Origin of the sequence: Micromonospora sp. WMMD737 (assembly GCF_049179055.1) — a bacterium.
GTDB lineage: Bacteria > Actinomycetota > Actinomycetes > Mycobacteriales > Micromonosporaceae > Micromonospora > Micromonospora reichwaldensis.
Genome location: NZ_JBMHMH010000001.1, coordinates 5,000,632 through 5,019,806 on the forward strand (window position 1 = coordinate 5,000,632; position 19,175 = coordinate 5,019,806).

Here is a 19,175-nt window from a genome sequence, read left to right on the forward strand (position 1 = left end):
GACGGGCACGAGGTGCACGGCGATCTGGCTGTTGCGATCCTCGCCCGGCGCGGTGGCCGGGCGCAGCCAGCCGAGCGCGTAGATCCACAGCAGGGCGACGAGGTTGCGATCCTCGCCCGGCGCGGTGGCCGGGCGCAGCGACGAACGTGGTGGTCCGGCAGACCGGGTCCGCCGAGGTTGCGATCCTCGCCCGGCGCGGTGGCCGGGCGCAGCGAGACCGGCGCGTGCGTCCCGTCGTGCTGCGCGACGTTGCGATCCTCGCCCGGCGCGGTGGCCGGGCGCAGCCCACAGCCCGGCCGGGGCCCGCATCCCCATCAGAGGTTGCGATCCTCGCCCGGCGCGGTGGCCGGGCGCAGCTGGAGCGGGAGGTAGGCGACGCGCGGGCGGCGATGGTGTTGCGATCCTCGCCCGGCTCGGTGGCCGGGCGCAGCCAGCCGGGCGATTAGCGCCCCGGCCCGGGTGCAGGTTGCGATCCTCGCCCGGCGCGGTGGCCGGGCGCAGCGCGACTACGTCGAGGCCGACGCGTACGACGTCGAGGACGTTGCGATCCTCGCCCGGCGCGGTGGCCGGGCGCAGCCGGAGGCCGGCAAGACCGGCGTCTCCGTCGACGAGCTGTTGCGATCCTCGCCCGGCGCGGTGGCCGGGCGCAGCGACGTGCCGACGACGGGCCTGGAGGACACGTTCGACACGTTGCGATCCTCGCCCGGCGCGGTGGCCGGGCGCAGCCTCGTCGCGGGTGCCGTGTCGGGCACGCAGCGGGTCGTGTTGCGATCCTCGCCCGGCGCGGTGGCCGGGCGCAGCACGTCGCCAGGAGGGTTCAGCGACTGCACGATGTCGCTGTTGCGATCCTCGCCCGGCGCGGTGGCCGGGCGCAGCCGGCGAGATCCACGAAGCGCTCGTTCAGCTCGGCGCGGTTGCGATCCTCGCCCGGCGCGGTGGCCGGGCGCAGCCCGCGGACGGTCGTCAGGTGCTCGGCGTCCGGATCGTTGCGATCCTCGCCCGGCGCGGTGGCCGGGCGCAGCCGGCAAGGCGATCCGGGGCTACAAGGTCCAGGCCCAGTTGCGATCCTCGCCCGGCGCGGTGGCCGGGCGCAGCCCGATGGCCCGCAAGACCATGCCCAAGCACCTGCGCGAGTTGCGATCCTCGCCCGGCGCGGTGGCCGGGCGCAGCCTGGAAGTGGGCCATCGGCCTGGTCGTGGCCGGCGTGTTGCGATCCTCGCCCGGCGCGGTGGCCGGGCGCAGCGCTGGAGCGGCAGGCCGGCGGCACCGGCACGGGCGGGGTTGCGATCCTCGCCCGGCGCGGTGGCCGGGCGCAGCGACCTTGCCCCCGGACGCGGGCTGGGTGAGCTTCCGGTGTTGCGATCCTCGCCCGGCGCGGTGGCCGGGCGCAGCGTGCCAAAACTGCGTCATGCTCTCCCCTTACGCGGGTTGCGATCCTCGCCCGGCGCGGTGGCCGGGCGCAGCTCGGCGGCGGCGAGGGCGTACTCGTCCATCGCCTGCCGGTTGCGATCCTCGCCCGGCGCGGTGGCCGGGCGCAGCACCTCAAGCACGTCGGCAAGCACACCGACGGCTGGTGCGTTGCGATCCTCGCCCGGCGCGGTGGCCGGGCGCAGCGCGTGCGGCGCCAGCATCTGCATCACCCGGTTCGGCACGTTGCGATCCTCGCCCGGCGCGGTGGCCGGGCGCAGCCGGTGCAATCAATTCCCGTCCCTATAGATGCGGGGGTGTTGCGATCCTCGCCCGGCGCGGTGGCCGGGCGCAGCCTCCTCGACGACGCCAAGACGGCGCTCGCCGAGGTCGAGTTGCGATCCTCGCCCGGCGCGGTGGCCGGGCGCAGCTCCGGGCTGTGGGCACAGTCCACCTGCTCTTCAGGTGTTGCGATCCTCGCCCGGCGCGGTGGCCGGGCGCAGCTCCTGTTCGGTGGTTGATCCGGCCGCGGACGCGGTCGGTTGCGATCCTCGCCCGGCACGGTGGCCGGGCGCATCACTGTCAGGGGCGGTCGAGGTGGTCGGGTCCTTCGGCGGTTGCGATCCTCGCCCGGCGCGGTGGCCGGGCGCAGCCGGCTCCTCTGAGGGCTGCCCGGCCTCGCGACGGAGGTTGCGATCCTCGCCCGGCGCGGTGGCCGGGCGCAGCTTCCAGGACGTCGCGGCCGAACCTGCTGACGTCGTAGAGTTGCGATCCTCGCCCGGCGCGGTGGCCGGGCGCAGCCTACATGCATCTGCGGTCGCGGCAGGAGCACGGCGAGTTGCGATCCTCGCCCGGCGCGGTGGCCGGGCGCAGCGCCCGGCTTTGGGTGTCCGATTCCGGGACCAGCGCGAGTTGCGATCCTCGCCCGGCGCGGTGGCCGGGCGCAGCGGCGCAGCCCGACGCGGCCGACCTCCGGGGCAACCCGATCGTTGCGATCCTCGCCCGGCGCGGTGGCCGGGCGCAGCCTGCGGGGAATCCTGCGGTGCGAGTGCGGGTCCCCGATGTTGCGATCCTCGCCCGGCGCGGTGGCCGGGCGCAGCTGCTTGACGGCGGCCCGGAGGGCGGGCTGATACGCGGCGTTGCGATCCTCGCCCGGCGCGGTGGCCGGGCGCAGCACGCTCCCGAGGCCGCACAGGGCCCCGAGGAGGCCCCGGTTGCGATCCTCGCCCGGCGCGGTGGCCGGGCGCAGCCGCGCCACCCACGGCATGCGAGAGGTGGGCGTCGTCGTTGCGATCCTCGCCCGGCGCGGTGGCCGGGCGCAGCCGGCTCACCGCCGAACGCGATGAGGCGCGGCGCACCCGTTGCGATCCTCGCCCGGCGCGGTGGCCGGGCGCAGCCCGTGCGGTCGGCGTCCATCCCGGACACGCTGACGAGGTTGCGATCCTCGCCCGGCGCGGTGGCCGGGCGCAGCTCGCGGCCGCGCACGAGCTGCCGCGTGTCCTCGACGTTGCGATCCTCGCCCGGCGCGGTGGCCGGGCGCAGCGCTTCCCGGCCGATCGCGAGCGTCCCGGCCGACTCCGCGTTGCGATCCTCGCCCGGCGCGGTGGCCGGGCGCAGCCGTGAGCGGCTTTTTTCATGCCCAAGGGGAGGCATCGTTGCGATCCTCGCCCGGCGCGGTGGCCGGGCGCAGCTGACCGCCTGCACGTTGAGGCACAGCCAGACGGGGGCGTTGCGATCCTCGCCCGGCGCGGTGGCCGGGCGCAGCCCGGGCGGCCGCCCGCTGTGCCGGTGCGTGGCGGCGATGTTGCGATCCTCGCCCGGCGCGGTGGCCGGGCGCAGCGCCGGTCGGCAATCGCCTGCAGCTCCCGCACCGGCCGCGGTTGCGATCCTCGCCCGGCGCGGTGGCCGGGCGCAGCTCGGGCCGGGGTGCCTCGCCCATGCCTTTCAGCTCGCGGTTGCGATCCTCGCCCGGCGCGGTGGCCGGGCGCAGCTAGACCTGCCGGTCGGTGAGCAGCACCAGGTCGTCGGCGTTGCGATCCTCGCCCGGCGCGGTGGCCGGGCGCAGCCCGCGCCCGGTCGACCACCTCGTCACGCCAGTCCGGGCGGTTGCGATCCTCGCCCGGCGCGGTGGCCGGGCGCAGCTGCACTCCGCAAGGCGCGCGGGGTGTGACGGTGCGGGGTTGCGATCCTCGCCCGGCGCGGTGGCCGGGCGCAGCTCCGACAGGTCGGTGATGGCGACAGTCACCCCACCGTTGCGATCCTCGCCCGGCGCGGTGGCCGGGCGCAGCGTCGCGCCGTCGATGAACGCCTTGAGCTGCTCGTCGGTGTTGCGATCCTCGCCCGGCGCGGTGGCCGGGCGCAGCAGTCGGCAGTGGCCCGCTGGTCGGGCCTGTACGGCGAGTTGCGATCCTCGCCCGGCGCGGTGGCCGGGCGCAGCCGGCCCCGACGCCGCCGGCCGACCCGGTCGACCCGGGGGTTGCGATCCTCGCCCGGCGCGGTGGCCGGGCGCAGCGACCGCCAGCGCCGCGTTGAGAGGCCCCTCGTCCAGGTGGTTGCGATCCTCGCCCGGCGCGGTGGCCGGGCGCAGCCCGAGGTCACCATCGCCCACAACGCCAACGCGACCATGTTGCGATCCTCGCCCGGCGCGGTGGCCGGGCGCAGCAGGACCGTTGGGGTGGCGTCCACGAGGGCGGCTACATGTTGCGATCCTCGCCCGGCGCGGTGGCCGGGCGCAGCCGGCCCCGACGCCGCCGGCCGACCCGGTCGACCCGGGGGTTGCGATCCTCGCCCGGCGCGGTGGCCGGGCGCAGCGACCGCCAGCGCCGCGTTGAGAGGCCCCTCGTCCAGGTGGTTGCGATCCTCGCCCGGCGCGGTGGCCGGGCGCAGCCCGCCGGCCGAACTGCTGCGACGGGATGGAGACGTCGTGGTTGCGATCCTCGCCCGGCGCGGTGGCCGGGCGCAGCGCGGAGAGAGCCTGGATGTAGAGGGTGGGCTCACGGCCGTTGCGATCCTCGCCCGGCGCGGTGGCCGGGCGCAGCCACGTCGTGCCCTAGATCTAGGGCATCTCCTGCCCTAGTTGCGATCCTCGCCCGGCGCGGTGGCCGGGCGCAGCGCCCAGGCGCACCGCCAGCCCGACCCCGCGCCGGCCGAGTTGCGATCCTCGCCCGGCGCGGTGGCCGGGCGCAGCGTCCCCCGGGGCCTGGACGACGTCGTATCCGGGCGCGCTGTTGCGATCCTCGCCCGGCGCGGTGGCCGGGCGCAGCGGCCGGGCCGGTGGACTCGGCAGCGGCCGGGCCGGCAGGTTGCGATCCTCGCCCGGCGCGGTGGCCGGGCGCAGCGATCGAGCTGCCGGCGTCGGTGATGTCCAACCAGCCGTTGCGATCCTCGCCCGGCGCGGTGGCCGGGCGCAGCGAGATGCCGGCACGGTCTTGCCGATCAGCCAGTCGAAGTTGCGATCCTCGCCCGGCGCGGTGGCCGGGCGCAGCCGCCACACCGGCTGAATGACGTTGCGCCACAACCACATGTTGCGATCCTCGCCCGGCGCGGTGGCCGGGCGCAGCTCGGGTAGCTCCGTCACCACGTGCGGGTCGAGCGCGGCGTTGCGATCCTCGCCCGGCGCGGTGGCCGGGCGCAGCGTGAACGTGCCCGGTGTTCGTGTTGCGGTACGCGACGGTTGCGATCCTCGCCCGGCGCGGTGGCCGGGCGCAGCCCGGCGCGGCCATCCGCCCGTCGCTGGACTCGATCGGGTTGCGATCCTCGCCCGGCGCGGTGGCCGGGCGCAGCGCCCGGGCTACGCGGGCACCGCGGCCGGCATCGAGACGTTGCGATCCTCGCCCGGCGCGGTGGCCGGGCGCAGCCGGCTGCTGCCGACGCCCCGCGCGTCGGACGGGGAGTTGCGATCCTCGCCCGGCGCGGTGGCCGGGCGCAGCCCCGGGCCCGCTTCGCGCCGCCCGTCATCTGCGCCCGGTTGCGATCCTCGCCCGGCGCGGTGGCCGGGCGCAGCCACCGCCGGGCCGTGCGCCAAGTGCCGCGGCCACAACCCGTTGCGATCCTCGCCCGGCGCGGTGGCCGGGCGCAGCCCCCCGAGGGCGTCACCGCCATCGAGCGCATCACCGACGGGTTGCGATCCTCGCCCGGCGCGGTGGCCGGGCGCAGCCTGCTCACCGAGGTCGACAACGTCGCCGGCAGCAGCGACGTTGCGATCCTCGCCCGGCGCGGTGGCCGGGCGCAGCCACTCGGCGAAGTCGACCTGCCCCTGTGCGGCGAGGTTGCGATCCTCGCCCGGCGCGGTGGCCGGGCGCAGCCCCGGGTCGCCATCGTGGGGACTCCCGCCGCGGCGAGGTTGCGATCCTCGCCCGGCGCGGTGGCCGGGCGCAGCCGGTGGTGGTCTTGCTGCCGTCGACCGCCCGGATGGAGTTGCGATCCTCGCCCGGCGCGGTGGCCGGGCGCAGCCGGTGTCCACCGGCACGAGCGGCCACCGGGTCATGTTGCGATCCTCGCCCGGCGCGGTGGCCGGGCGCAGCGGCCCAGTGGCCGACCTCGTGGGCGATCAGCCAGCGGCGTTGCGATCCTCGCCCGGCGCGGTGGCCGGGCGCAGCGAGATGGGCAAGAACACGATGCCTGAGGCCGAGGTCAAGTTGCGATCCTCGCCCGGCGCGGTGGCCGGGCGCAGCCCGGCGCGTCGGCGATGGCCCTCTCTACAGTGACCGCGTTGCGATCCTCGCCCGGCGCGGTGGCCGGGCGCAGCGGGCCGCGACCGGCCAAGACTCCGGGGTGCGGGTGTTGCGATCCTCGCCCGGCGCGGTGGCCGGGCGCAGCGGCTCGCGAGCAGCAAAGATAGCGATCTGACGATGCGCTTTTGCTTCATCTGCGGTCCGTTTTGTTCATTTGTTCCAGATTTCTTGACTCCGAACCCCTGGGGATTCGGCGTCCACTTGGGGTTCCTAGATCACCAACGGCCCTCGTGGGTCGATCAGCCGTGGCTTGCCGAGGTGTTCGACATCGTCGAGCGCCCGTGCCGGCAGCCGGTAGATCCGGATGCTGTCCTGGGTTGGGTCGATGGCCTCCCGGAGCGCGGCGACCATGCGCACCTTGTCGGTTTCGCGGCAGACGATCTCGAACACCGACTTTTGCACGCGGTGGCCGTACGCCTCGCAGATCTTGGCGACCTTGCGCAGTCGGCGTTGTCCCTGTGGGGTGACGGTCTCGACGTCGTATGTGACGAGCAGGTCCACGGTCTAGTTCACCGTCCATGGCTGGTACGCAACGAGGTCTCCGCGGAGGTGGCGGGCGAGTAGCCGGGCCTGCACCAGCGGCAGCAGCGCGGCGGGCACCTCCCGGCCGAGCTGCGCGTGAGGCCAGTTTCGCTGTCTGCTGAGCTGCCAGGCGGCCAGCACGGTCTTACGTCCGCTGTCTGTGAGCCGGTATGCCTTGTTCGGTAGTTCCTCGAAGTCGGTGGGGGTCAGCTCGCGCCGGTTGAGCATGGTGAGCGCGAGCCGGTCGGCCAGTAGTGGCCGGAACTCTTCCATCATGTCCAGGGCGAGGGCGGGTTTGCCTGGCCGGACGGCGTGCAGGAAGCCGATGTACGGGTCGAGTCCGACTTGTTCGAGTGCGCCTTGGACGGCGACGCGGAGCATGCCGTAGAGGAAGGAGAGCAGGCAGTTCAGCGGATCGGTGGGTGGTCGTTTGTTCCGTCCAGAGGCTTTCCAGTCTTTGCTTTCGCTGAGCAGGTACGGCATGGCGGCGAAGTAGTCGCGTGCGGCGATGCCCTCGACGCCGAGTACTTCGTTGGTGCTGGCGGCGGTGGCGAGAAGTTCAAGCCGTCCGGCTAGCAGTTCGGCGCTCGCTCGCAGCGCGGTCTGTCGGTGTCCGCTGGTGTCTCTGGCGGTGCGTAGCAGCACTTGTCGCGCGTTGTGAATCTTGCCGGCGACGACGGCGACCGCGATCGGCAGTTGTCGGCCTGGGGAGTCGGCGCTCCGGTGCTGGGCTTGGCGGAGCAGCGGATTGCCGTGGGTGGGGCCGACCAGGCCGGCCCGGAACCGTCCGCTACCGGTGAGCCAGCTGACCGAGCGGCCATCGTCGGCGCATCGCAGCAGCAGGTCGTCGCTGGGTGTCACACCGCTGAACAGGACCAGGTGGTCGATCCGGACTAGCGGCAGCAGCCGGCGTCCGGGCTGGTCGGAGTGGTACACCCGGACGGTGTCTCCATCGAGGTGCAGGCTGGTGCCGGGGGTTTGCACGTAGAGGGTGTTGAGCAGCTCAGTCACGCCACTGTCCCAACGGTCGTGGGGTCAACAGATTGGTGGTGGCCTGCCGCCGGCCGTCGGTCAGCTCGGGCAGGCAGTCCTCGCGCAGGGAGCACCGCCGGCAGCGGGCGTCGTTGCGTGCCGTCGGCAACGTCGGGGTGGTCAGGATCTGGCGTAGGGCCGCGGTCGCGGCCACGACCCGGTCGAGCAGGTCGGCGTCGATGGATATGCCGTGTCGGCGCCGTTCGGCGACCGAGTAAATGTAGCCGGTTGGCACGGCGAAGCCGGCTTCGAGGAGGCAGAGTGCCTGCCCGCCGAGTTGCAGCTCGGCGGGCCCGCCGGCTTTGTACCGTCCGACCTTGTATTCGACAGGTGTGGCCGCACCCTTCTCGAACTCGACGATGTCGCAGATGCCGCGCAGGCCGTGGATGTGGCTCCACACCGGTAGTGACCGAATCACGGTCAGGCCCCGGCGACGTTGGATGCCGGGCAGATCGACGGTGGTGTGGCTGAGGTCGCCGCGTACCGTCTCGACGCTTTCCGACCAGACACCCTCGACATGGATGAGCGCGGTCTGCCGGTGGCAGTAGGCGTAGTGCTCCAGCGCGGACAGCGGCACCTCCCGCAAGTCGGTGCCGCTGTCCGTCGAGTGCTCGTCGGTCACGGCCAGAGGTCAACCAGCCTGGTCAACTCGATACCGTCCGGTAGCCCTGACTCGTCGATGGTGCGGGTGTAGTCGGTGTGTGCCCGTGCTGCCTTGTCGTCGTTTTTGCGCTTGAGCGTGATGCGTTGGGTGAGGGCGGCCGAGGGGGCGACCCCGAACGCGTCGGGGTGGCTGAACACGTAGAGCCCGCACAGCTTCATCTCGCCCCGGGTGGCGGCTCGGTCGTGGTCGAACATGACCGTGATGGCCTGCCATAGCGCGGCTAGGTCGTCGCTGGTCACGCCGGTCTTCGTGGCACGCGGCGCGGAGTAGAACGCGTGCGCCCGGTACAGGCCGTACGGGACGGTCCACTTGGAGCCGATCTCCGTGCGCTCCCCCTTGTCGATGTCCTCCTGTCGGGTCTGGGTGACCCGGGTGATGGTGTGGTCGGTGGGCAGGATCGCATCGATGCTGCGCGCGAAGGTGAGCTGGAGCGGGCCGCGGACCTGGCCGGCGCCGCCGCCCTTGCCGGTGCTGAGAACGCCGCCGAACATGCGGATGTCGAAGTAGTGCTCGCACATCCACCGTTGCGCCTCGTCGGCCTTGCCCGGGTTGGCCTTCAACGCCGCCTCGATCCGGGTGTTCAGGGCGAAGCCGGCCTCCACGAAGATGCCGTAGCGCGGGTCGTCGCCGCGCAGCAGCGACACCGTGTCGCGGATCTTGCGCTTGATCGCCACGTCGGTGATCAAGCCCTGTCCGGTTTCGTCGTCGGTACGCGGCTGGTTGCCGGCGTCCGGGTCGCCGTTGGGGTTTCCGTCGCTGACGTCGAACAGCAGGACGGCGTCGTGGCGACGGGTGGGGTCGAGGTGCGCGGCGGTCATACGTCGTCTCCTTCGTCGTTGGTGGTTGGCTTGACGTCGTCGGGCTCGGGGGGAAGGTCGGTCTTCTTCTTGTTCGCAGCCGCCGCGAGTCGTTCAGCCCGCATCTCGGCCCGCTGCTGGTGGTAGCCGAGAATGAACTGGGCCTTGTCGGTCAGCACCGCACCGCGGGGAATCGCGACGCCAAGCTGGACGAACAGGTCATCGAGTCGACGTTCGTACGCCTCGGACCAGTTCGGCCGGCGCAGGGGCCCGCGCAGCCGTTTGAGCCACGCCTGCACATTGCGACGGCCAGAAACGATGACAACCTGCGGGTTGTCGATGGCCCGGCCGAAGTAGCGTTCGGCGAAGGTGGTGTTCAGCTTCTGATCAGCGACCCGGAACACTGTCCGTTGCAGGTCGTCCATCACCGCGAAGATGCGACCGGACACGTAAGCCGGTTGCTTGTGTTCCACACTCAAGGTCGGTGTCAGCCTCTCTCGTTCAAGCTCGGGCAGGTTCGGGTAGCGGCGCAGGGCAAGCCGGATCAGTGCGGCTCGGGCAGCATCGAGCCGACCGTCGATGCGGATCCGGTTGATCACGTGGTTGAGCAATTTCGGCGGCAACGGCCGCTTGAGCAGCGCGGCGCCAAGCAGCCGGTGGAACAGGTCGGGCGGGCGGTGCTCACCGGACGCCCCGAACTTGGTCCAGGTCCCAGGGCCACCGTTGCGTCCCGCCTCAAACCGTCCCGCCGCCCGGGCCAGCTGCGAGACCTTGACCTCCACCACCTCACCGGTCCAGGCGTCGACGATCCTGTGGTCGCCGAACCAGGCCCGGACGTTGTCCTTCACCTGGCGAACCGGCTGCTCGACCCAGTCCCGCACGACCACCCGGGCGACGTTGCCGCCCACCGTCACCGAGCAATACCGAGACAGGTCATCGACCGCCGCCGCCTTGCCACCCGCAGGACCCGCGACCAGGCTCTGAATCTGGGTCGGGTCCAACTGCTCCACGGTCGCCCACGGGTCGAACGTCGAACCGCCCAGAACCCACCAGGCGAGCCGAGCATTCTGCCCAGACAAGGCGGTGCTATGCAGCGGATCGGAAAGCAGACCGGTCAGCGCGGTCATAAACTTCAGGCCACAGTCGGCGCAGATCGGGGTGTTGGCGAGTTGCTTCTGCAACTCGTAGCCGTGCGCCGCCTCATTCATGCTCACCAGCGACGCACTTTGGGTAGCGCCGGGCAGCCACCGCCGAGGAATCTGCTGCGGCACGGTCTTGAGCAACGGCTGCACCTGCCCGCAGACCAGACACAGGCCCGAACGCCCCGAACCCTTCCGGTCACCAGCCACCCCGGCCCAGAACCGACGCGCCCAACCGGTATCCGCCGCGTAGACCCCATCGACCCAGAAGCCAATCAGGTCACCCCTGCCCCAATCAGCCGGCGGTTGAAACGCGCCAGCGTGCCCGTCCCGGTAGAAGGCAGCAACGGCCGGTCCCAGGCCATCCGGTTCGGCAGCGGCCCAGTCGACGATCAGAGCGCGGAAGGCGGCGTACTGCTTCGCAACCCGCTCCGGCTTGGCACCCTCCGACAACCAGCCGAAGACGTACTCACCGTTGTCGACAGCGAGCACGGGCGAAATCCCAACGGTACGGGTTACCGCTGGCACCAGCCGCTCCGTACCGAACCGGTGCTGCGGGTCGTCCTTGTCGGCGGTGTCGACAAGGTCTCCCCGGGGTACGCCGTTCGCGTCAATCTCCAGGCTCCACCGCACCGGTTTGCGGGCGTAGAACGCCGGAACGGCGCGGGCGGGGTCGGCGCCCGTGACGGTGTCGGCGTACTCCACCAGCCGTTGCAGCAGCACTAGGCCACCTGGCCTTCCATCGGAAGCGCCAGCTCGATCCCACGCTCGGGCACATAGAGCACACCGTCGACGACCCGAGCTGCGAACCACTCCATCCTCGGCTGGGCAGACGTTCCGTCCCGGTGGATGGAGTGCAGCATGATGCCGATCTCCTCGTTGACCTCCGCACGTCGGGTGTCATCCGGCCAACCGAACTCCGCACTGAACTCGCGAGTGCCGAGGTACGGCTGCTGAAAGCAGGCTCCCTTACGGACCCGACGACGAAGCTGATCCCGGTACGCCGCGACCGGCTTGTCCGCGTGCGCGGACACCTCGATGTGGGCGTGGATCCTGTACGCCACATCCCGCAAACAGACGGCGTTGCGTTGATCGCGATGAGCGGCGGTGTCCACCCGACGGGTGCCCTTGATCGCCTCGGCCAGCGGCGCGACATCGGAGGTCTCGTTGCGCCGGAGCGAGAACTGCTTCACCGGCTTGAGGACCTCGATCGCGACAACCTGGTACCGCATCTCCGGCTTCCAGAAGATCGATTCAAGTACGCCCACGGCAGCCGACGGAGTCATCACGGGATAGCTGACCCGCTCCACTTTTAGCTCCGGGCGAGAGAACAGCGCTGCCTCACCACTGACCTGCACAACCACCGGCAGATCACCCTCCGCGCTCCGCCGCAGAGTTAACCCGTTGACCACATCCGTCGTCACAGCACAAATCCCTCCACTTTAAGGACCAGAGGCAATCGAACATACGATCGAAGATTTCTTGAACCATGGGATCGACAGGCCCCGTACCAACAGGCGCGAGCATTCACGATCGGTACGACAAAAAACGACTGATTGATCAACCAGATCATGCTCGCCACCCACCAGCGCCCGGGCATGCGGAACTCGCCCAGCTCCATGCCCGGGGCAGCGCGACGAAAGCCTTCCGGCCACCATCCAAGGTTGCGATCCTCAGCACCACAAGGCACTGCAGACACTCAAGCTCACTGGTGCCGGCTCAATGTATCTGACTTCCTTGGGTGTTGACCGGCCGAAACACCAGTCAGCATTTTGTCATTGACAGCATGTCAATGGTGAAGTAGCAGCGGGCCAAGCGCCCCGGCTCCGAGTGGTGGCGCTGTCTCTCGCAATAGTGACGAACGCTGCGTCAACAGCGGACCGCCCAGATCCCCCAGCCGTCAGGTCGAAGGCAGATCGATCTACCAGGGGAGCACGCTTCCTTGGCGCCCCCGGGGCCAGTCGTCAAAGAAGAAACTGCTCCAGATTCGGGTCAAGATTGATGCCGGTGGCGTCGTCGTACTCACCAACCCACTCGACCAGCACGCCCCGCCGTACCTCGTTGCCACCGAGGATCGGCCGCATCAGCGCCATCACGCCCGGTTGGCGCAACGCGCTGGGATGAAGGTTCGTGGTGAACGCCTGCAACCGTCGCAGCTTCGCCAAGTCCGGAACCGGCGCCTGGCGCAGATCCTCAACCAGTTGCTCCAGTTCACGCCGCAGCTGAGGTGTCTCGGCGCCTTGGGGCGTGACCACGCTGATCCCGTCATCGTTGATCATCCGGAACGCCAGCTTCCGATCTCGCCGTTTGGTGCTCGCGTCCATGGGCCCCTCGGCCACGGTCTCGAACTCCCACCGCCGGCGGGCCTGCTGGATGCGCTGCCCAACGTGTTGGCTGTCGGCGATGTTGAGCAGGTCGTACACGTTGCGGTAGTAGCGTCCAAGCGCCGCCAGGTCGTCCGGGTCGGCCTTATCCGGTCCGAACTGGCGCCCGGTGCAGCCGACCAGCGTCTTGTATGTGGGCGGCTGCCCGCCGTCCTCCGGCGCGAACACGACCACTCGGCCGCCCTCTGTCATCTGCCCCTCGCGGTTGGCTCGCCCGGCTGCCTGAAGCAGCGAGTCGGCCGGCGCCATCGCCCGGAACACCACCGGAAAGTCGACGTCCACCCCAGCTTCGATCAGTTGAGTGGCCACAAGCAGGACGCGCTCGCCCCGGCCAAGGCGTGCCCGTACCGCCTCGAGCACCCTCCGCCGGTGGTCCGGACACATCCGGGTCGACAGGTGCCACGCCACACCATCCGGCGCGGCAGCCCGCCACTGGTCAAACACTGCCTTGGCGTCCGCGGTCGTGTTGACCACGACCAGCGCAGCCGGCTTCGACGCGGCTTGGTCGGCGATGTCGGCCAGCGTTGGCTTCGGGTCGAGCTGCCACTCGTACCGCACTCGCCGCAGATCACTGACCAGCTTCGGCGTGTCGTGGATCAGGTCGGTGCAGGGCACGCCCTTGAACTCATCGAGCGCCCAAAAGCTCGGCTGTGTTGCCGAGGCGAGCAGCACGGACGCCCCGAAGTGCCGTACGAGCAGCCGGAGTCCGTCGAGTATCGGCGCGAGCATCGCGTGCGGCAACGCCTGAACCTCGTCCAGCACGATCACCGAGTTGGCCAGCCGGTGCACTCGGCGCATCGCCGACGGTTTGCGGGCGTACAAGGATTCGAAGAGCCGGACGAAGGTGGTGACGACGAACGGCGCGTCCCAGTTCTCGGCCGCCAGCCGCGCCCACCGGCCGGCTTCCGGGTCGTCGAAGTCGGCCTGGCTGTGGTGTTCGAGGACGACCGGCTCGGCCCCGTCCTCGTTGAGCAACCGGCGGTAGACGGCGGCGTTCTGCTCGGTGATGGTGAGGAACGGGACCGCGACGATCACCCGCCGCAGGCCATGCGTCTCTGCGTGCCGCAGCGCGAAGCCACCGCTCGCGAGGGTCTTCCCGGCCCCGGTCGGCGCACCGAGGCGAAACACTCCACGATCCCGCCCAGCCGCCGCGAGGCAGTCCGCGTAGACCTGCTCCCGCAGACGGCCTACCGGAGTACCGCCGCGCCCGGCGAGTGCGTCAGACCGCCGCTGCTCGAACCGCTTGTACAGGTGGCCGAAGTCGACGTCCGAACCCACCCGTGGATTGGCCAGTCCCTGAAAATGCGCGCTGGTGTCCAGACTGTCCGCGTCGACCAGAGCGCTGTAGCACAGACGCAGCGCCATCTCCCCCACCAGCGGATCCGCCCGCCAGGACGCCGGCACCAGATGGTCGAGCCGCTCTGGCAGGTCCGGCAACAGCCCGGGCAGTTCCCGCTCAGCAGACGCCACGTTGCCGGGTGCGTCAGCAAGTCTTTTCCGGAACGCATCGCGCAGGCTAAGGCGTGTTTCATAAGCAGGTCAGAGCCACTCGGTGATGATGGTGATGGTGAGGACGGCTTGGAAGCGGACTGCGAGCTTGTCGTATCGGGTGGCGACGCCGCGGTGGCGTTTGAGACGCGCGATGCCGTTCTCGACGGCGTGACGTAGCCGGTAGAGGTCTCGGTCGAAGGCGGGTGGGCGTCCGCCGCGGGAGCCTTTGGCTTTGCGGTGGGCGTCCTGGTCCTTCTTGCTCGGGATGCAGGCTCTGATACCGCGTGTCCGTAGGTAGCGGCGGTTGCCGCGGCTGGTGTAGGCCTTGTCGGCCAGGACCACATCGGGGCAGGTCCGGGGCCGGCCCACCCCGAGGCGAGTGACCCGGATGCGGCGCAGGACCGGGATGAACTGCGGACTGTCACCGCGGTGCCCCGCGGTCACGACCATTGACAGGACCTTCTGGCCCTGCTCACAGGCCAGATGCGTTTTGGTGGTCAGTCCACCACGGGAACGACCCAGCGCGTGATCGGCCGGCTCGTCATGCACCCCGCCAGGCGGTTCCTTCTGCAGGTGGCCGTCCTTGCGGGCGCCGGCGGCGTGCTGATGGGCGCGGCTGGTCATCGAGTCCACGCTCACCGTCCACCCGATTCGGCCCTGCGCGTCCCCGGCGGCCTGCAATGCCGACAGGATCTTGTCCCAGGTTCCGTCTCGCTGCCAGCGGCGGAACAGGCCGTAGACGGTGGGCCAGGGCGCGTACTCGGCAGGGACGTCACGCCACGGCGCGCCGATCCGGATCCGCCACCGGATCCCATCGATGAGCTGCCGTTTCTCCCACTTCGGCGGACGACCGTTACCCGACACGGCAGGCAGCAGCGGAGCGAGCCGCTGCCACTGCGCGTCCGTGAGGTCATGCCGCCTCGTCACCGCTAAGGTGGCCACGAGGTCTCCGGTGTGAAGTTCTAGCTTGGTCGCTGAACCATCTACCGGAGACCTCTTCAGTTATCGATCACCACCACGCCGTGACCTTCGCCGGCAACCACAACTTCTGAAACACGCCTTAGGCGTATCGATCAATCCGCCATGGTGGCCGAAGATCGCACCGGCGAACCCACCAAGTCCACGATCGTACGCGGCGCGGGTACCGAGTGACTTGTGGTCGATGCCGACTGGACCGCCAGTAGGCGCGACAGCAGCAAGCTTGTCCTGCCAAGCACAGGACGCCTTGCCCACGTCATGCAGCGCACCAAGCCAGTACGCCACGTCGCCCCCACCGAACGAAACGGTGAACCGTCGCGCCAACTCCGCGGTGCTTCGAAGATGCTCGGCAAGAGAATGCCATTGGGTACGGCCAGGAGCAGGGCTGTGCGCCCAGAGAGAGCTCATGTCCAACACGGATGCTCCCTACCGGCCGAAACCAACGGCAAGGTCAAACGGTTCCACCGCACCATGACCGACGGCTGGGCACTACGACTCTTCTGCACCTCAGAGCACGCCCACCGAGTACGGCGTGAGCGTGTAGTGATTGTAGGCACGAAGCCCGGCGACCCGTAGAGCGCTACTCCTCTGGCTTGTCGGGGTTTGCGGACGGGCGCATCAACGTCGCCCGGTTTCCCAATGGCGACCACTTCGCTCTAGCTATACCGGCTCGCTGAGTGACGCCTCCAGCGGGCTGTCGTCATGGAGCCGGGATCATCATCAGTGCTGCAAACGGCTGTCTATCGCGGCTCTGGCTGCAGCGAGGGCCATCGACAGTGATTCCCGTGCCGGGTCTGGCAAGCCCTCTCGACCCAACCCACTCGCCTCAATCAACAAGCCCAGCGGCTTGTGGTGTTCGGGACCGGTGGCTGGGTGGTTAAGAAGGTCGCGAGCAGCGTTGGCGTCCTCGTCGCGGATGACGCCTGCCGTCAGAAGCTTGACGAGGTCATCTGCGATGTACGGTGCTGCCCCGACGGAAAGGTCCAGGGCCGTGAGACCGAGTCGCACACGAAACACCGTGAGTCCTTTGCCTGGTGTGGCGGCTGACACTCGCTCGATCAAGCGGTGGTAGTCGGTTGTGCGGGCGTCCCCGCTCGTCGTCGCGTGCCAACTCTGGAGGAGGTCGAGCACCGTCTGCTCCCATGGCTGTTCAATCTTCGTCCGCCTGAGCAGATCGGCGGCCTCGACGCCGTCGCGTCGCATGAGGTGGGCGACGATCGCGACCTGTCGCCCGTCGAGCAGGGTGGCGCCGACTCCGTCGTAGCGGTGCACGTGAGTCAGCGCGTCGGCCCAACGGCCGGTAAGGGTGAGAGCGCGGGTTCCATCGGAGAGCAGGATGCGGCGTAGCCAATTGATGATCTGTTTGAGTTCGCCGGGATCAGCAGTGAGCTGCTGGGGATGTATCTCGAGGTCGTCGATGACGGTGTGTTTATTAGCGGCGATCGCCGTGTGTAGGTCGGTGAGTAGGCGGTGTGCGCCGTCGCCGTCGCCGTCTCGGATGCGTAGGCGAGCGAGGTTGATGACTGGTTCGAGGGCGAAGCGGGCGGTGTGCCCGTTGAGCGGGGCTTGGCTGAGGTAGAGGTTCGCGTGTTGGTGGCACCAGGCGCGGGCGAGTTTCGCGTCGCCGCAGTCGGAGGCGACGAGGGCGGCTCCGTTGAACACCATGGACGCCTTTTCCGGGTCGCGTTTGCGGTAGGCGGTCTCGGCGAGCGCAGTAAGTCGGTTCACTCGTGCGTCGAGTGGTTTGGCTGGCGGGCGTTTACGGGGGATGAGGGGAAAACGGGCGGCGATGGCGGAGGTGAGGGGCAGGGTCATTGGTGTCCTTATTGCTGCGGGAGGCCGCGTGTGGCATCGAGGTGTGTCTCGGTGGTGCTTGGTAGGCCGGCGGTGCTCGTGCCGGGGGCGCCGGGGCGGGGTGGGCACCGCCCCGGCGCGTTCACCAGAAGGAGATCGTGAAGCTGGTGTCGGGTCGAGTGATGTCGTCGGGCTCGGCGGGCCGCGTTCCTGCTTGCTGGGCGGTGATGGTGGGTTGGTTGGGACGGCCTGCCTCGTTCCATTGGTCGAGAAGGTTGGTTAGTTCGGCGGCGAGTTTGTCGGCGTCCGGTCCGTGTGCGATGGCGCCGAGTTCGTGGTGGCCTTCGTTGGTCGGTTGGAAGGCGAGGTAGGCGATGGTGCCACCCTGATAGATGGCAGCTCCGGCCCATCGGTAGGCGGGTGTGACCAGCCCGCTGGTGCGGGCGGTGTCGCCGATGCCGAGGCGGCCGAACGGTGTGCTGGTGTTTACGAGTAGCCACAGATCAAGATGGCCGATGGGGTCTGCGTCGGCGACTTCGATGCCGGTCCAGCGTTCGCGCCGGGGGTGACTCAGGGCGCGGCTGAGGGCTGTTCGGTCGGGTTGATCGGCGGCGTCGAGTTTGAGGGCCACGTCAGTGTCGAGGCGTACGTGGTGATCAGTGTGTTCTGCGGTGCCGCGCATGGGGACGAATCCGCAGACCAGCGGTGTCGTGGTGCTGGTGAGTTGGTGGGCGGCGGTGCGGTCGAAGGCGAAGCATCGGGTCAGGCCGCTTTCGTGCACACGCAGGGGTACGACGATGCGTCCGTCGTCGGCGAGTTGGTCCCACCATGCGGCGGAGATGTCCCAGGCTCCGGCGGTGACGATGATCCGGTCGTAGGGCGTGGTGTTGGGGTAGCCGAGGGCTCCGTCGCCGTGGATCACCTCAACGGTGTCGTAGCCGGCGCGGGCGAGGCCGGCGCGGGCGCCGTCGGCGAGGTCCTGGTCGAGTTCGATGGTGACGACCTTGCCGTCGGGGGTGGTCAGCTCGGCCAGCAGGGCTGCGTTGATGCCGGTTGCTGCGCCGATTTCCAGGACGCGGTGTCCGGGTTGTGCGTCGAGTTGTTCGAGCATGTCCGCGACGAGGCTGGGGCTCGACGCCGATGACAGTGCGGCACCGTTGGGGTCGCGTTTGGTGACGATCTGGCGGCGGGTGTAGACGGTTTCCAGGTCGACGCCGGGGAGGAACTGTTCGCGGGGCACCCTACGAAATGCCTGCTCTACGGAGGCCGAGCGGACGTGGCCGCGCTGTTTGAGGGTGGTGACGAGTTGCTCGCGAAGCCCGGCGGCGGTGGAGCCTTCGGGATCGGTGTCGGATGTGTTGAGCATCTTTGCCCTTCTCTCGGTTGTTTCGGCAAGGTCATGGCTCGTGTGGGTGCCGGACGAGTGGTGGAAGGTGGCGTGCGTGGCTGCTGTCGCCAGGAGCCAGGCGTCAGCGGCCGAGATGCCGAGTCGGTTGAACAGGAACAGCAGGTGGTGGGTCAGCACGCCGCGCAGGTCGCGGGTCAGGGCCCCGTGCCGGTCGAGGATGCCGAGGTCTGCGCCAGCCTGGTCGTGGGCTTGCGGCCATTGCGGGCTGGTGGCCAGCGGGCTGCCCGGCGCGTCGTCGGTAGCGGTGAGCAGACGTTGCACAGCGGCGATCAGCTGAGGGGTTGGTCCTGGCGCGTTGGACTGGTGGCGGCGGGCGGCGAGGTGTCGCCAGACGTCGCCTTGTTCGGAGAACTCCAGTCCGGCGGCGCGCATGAGTCGGGTGGCGAGCACGATGCCGAGTTCGCGTCGGTGGGTGCCGGCGGTGAGATAGCCGAGGATGTGGCGGCTGTCGGCGTGGAAGAGGGTGTGGGCGACCGTCATGGCGTCGTCGCCGCCGAACGCGTATGCCTCGGGCCGGTAGATGGGCTCGGTGACGCCGCGGATGCGGTCGTCATCGGTGAGGTCAGCGAGGAGGGCGTAGACCCAGGCGAGCCGGACGCCGGGCAGCAGCCGCAACCGCCAGGTCTCGGTCTTGCGGATAAACCAGAAGGCGGTGATCACACCGCGGTCCTCGGCGCCGGTCAGGGCGGGGGCGAGCCGGGCTGCGGCGTACTCTTCGGCGGTCTGCCAGTCGGAGAAGGTCAGATTGATCTGACGCCAGCGGCTCACTGGACCCGCATGGGTGGGTGAGACGATGTCGGAGTCGCTATCGAGGTCCATGGGTGGT

General features: G+C 70.0%; 11 protein-coding genes and 1 CRISPR repeat array (1 of these 12 running past the window's edge). All 11 genes read right to left on the reverse strand.

What is annotated here, in order from left to right:
* Window positions 1–6,225: direct repeats of the CRISPR family, unit length 37 nt; unit sequence GTTGCGATCCTCGCCCGGCGCGGTGGCCGGGCGCAGC; it begins 640 nt to the left of the window's first position.
* 125 nt (window positions 6,226–6,350) lie between these two features.
* Window positions 6,351–6,641, reverse strand: coding sequence for a CRISPR-associated endonuclease Cas2 (cas2, locus tag ACN27A_RS22035; protein ID WP_421456493.1), 291 nt, complete (start codon window positions 6,639–6,641; stop codon window positions 6,351–6,353).
* Window positions 6,642–6,644: 3 nt separating this feature from the next.
* Window positions 6,645–7,673 carry a type I-C CRISPR-associated endonuclease Cas1c gene (gene cas1c, locus ACN27A_RS22040; RefSeq protein ID WP_421456495.1) on the reverse strand — a complete coding sequence of 343 codons (1,029 nt, stop codon included), beginning with the start codon at window positions 7,671–7,673 and terminating at the stop codon, window positions 6,645–6,647.
* A complete protein-coding gene (cas4, locus tag ACN27A_RS22045) occupies window positions 7,666–8,316 on the reverse strand; it encodes a CRISPR-associated protein Cas4 (protein ID WP_421456498.1) in 651 nt (216 codons plus the stop codon). Before cas4 ends, cas1c begins: the two co-directional genes overlap by 8 nt.
* Window positions 8,313–9,176 carry a type I-C CRISPR-associated protein Cas7/Csd2 gene (gene cas7c, locus ACN27A_RS22050; RefSeq protein WP_421456500.1) on the reverse strand — a complete coding sequence of 288 codons (864 nt, stop codon included), beginning with the start codon at window positions 9,174–9,176 and terminating at the stop codon, window positions 8,313–8,315. Before cas7c ends, cas4 begins: the two co-directional genes overlap by 4 nt.
* Window positions 9,173–11,017 (reverse strand): type I-C CRISPR-associated protein Cas8c/Csd1, encoded by a 1,845-nt coding sequence (cas8c, locus tag ACN27A_RS22055; protein ID WP_421456503.1) that lies wholly within the window; start codon window positions 11,015–11,017, stop codon window positions 9,173–9,175. Before cas8c ends, cas7c begins: the two co-directional genes overlap by 4 nt.
* Window positions 11,017–11,706 (reverse strand): type I-C CRISPR-associated protein Cas5c, encoded by a 690-nt coding sequence (gene cas5c, locus ACN27A_RS22060; RefSeq protein ID WP_421458561.1) that lies wholly within the window; start codon window positions 11,704–11,706, stop codon window positions 11,017–11,019. Before cas5c ends, cas8c begins: the two co-directional genes overlap by 1 nt.
* A 552-nt stretch (window positions 11,707–12,258) precedes the next feature.
* A complete protein-coding gene (gene cas3, locus ACN27A_RS22065; RefSeq protein WP_421456506.1) occupies window positions 12,259–14,148 on the reverse strand; it encodes a CRISPR-associated helicase Cas3' in 1,890 nt (629 codons plus the stop codon).
* A gap of 69 nt (window positions 14,149–14,217) precedes the next feature.
* A complete protein-coding gene (locus ACN27A_RS22070) occupies window positions 14,218–15,096 on the reverse strand; it encodes an IS5 family transposase (RefSeq protein WP_421458546.1) in 879 nt (292 codons plus the stop codon).
* 75 nt (window positions 15,097–15,171) lie between these two features.
* Entirely contained in the window at window positions 15,172–15,555 is a 384-nt protein-coding gene (locus ACN27A_RS22075) for a CRISPR-associated endonuclease Cas3'' (protein ID WP_421458562.1), read from the reverse strand.
* A gap of 312 nt (window positions 15,556–15,867) precedes the next feature.
* Window positions 15,868–16,962, reverse strand: coding sequence for a hypothetical protein (locus tag ACN27A_RS22080; protein ID WP_421456509.1), 1,095 nt, complete (start codon window positions 16,960–16,962; stop codon window positions 15,868–15,870).
* A 121-nt stretch (window positions 16,963–17,083) separates the two neighbouring features.
* Window positions 17,084–19,168, reverse strand: a complete 2,085-nt coding sequence (gene fxlM, locus ACN27A_RS22085; RefSeq protein ID WP_421456511.1) for a methyltransferase, FxLD system — start codon at window positions 19,166–19,168, stop codon at window positions 17,084–17,086.
* Window positions 19,169–19,175 lie beyond the last annotated feature (7 nt).

What these genes read in the sequence shown, in the direction of transcription:
- ACN27A_RS22075 (WP_421458562.1), bottom strand. Translation starts at nt 15,555, where the DNA reads ATGAGCTCTCTCTGGGCGCACAGCCCTGCTCCTGGCCGTACCCAATGG.
- cas7c (WP_421456500.1), bottom strand. Translation starts at nt 9,176, where the DNA reads ATGACCGCCGCGCACCTCGACCCCACCCGTCGCCACGACGCCGTCCTG.
- ACN27A_RS22080 (WP_421456509.1), bottom strand. Translation starts at nt 16,962, where the DNA reads ATGACCCTGCCCCTCACCTCCGCCATCGCCGCCCGTTTTCCCCTCATC.
- fxlM (WP_421456511.1), bottom strand. Translation starts at nt 19,168, where the DNA reads ATGGACCTCGATAGCGACTCCGACATCGTCTCACCCACCCATGCGGGT.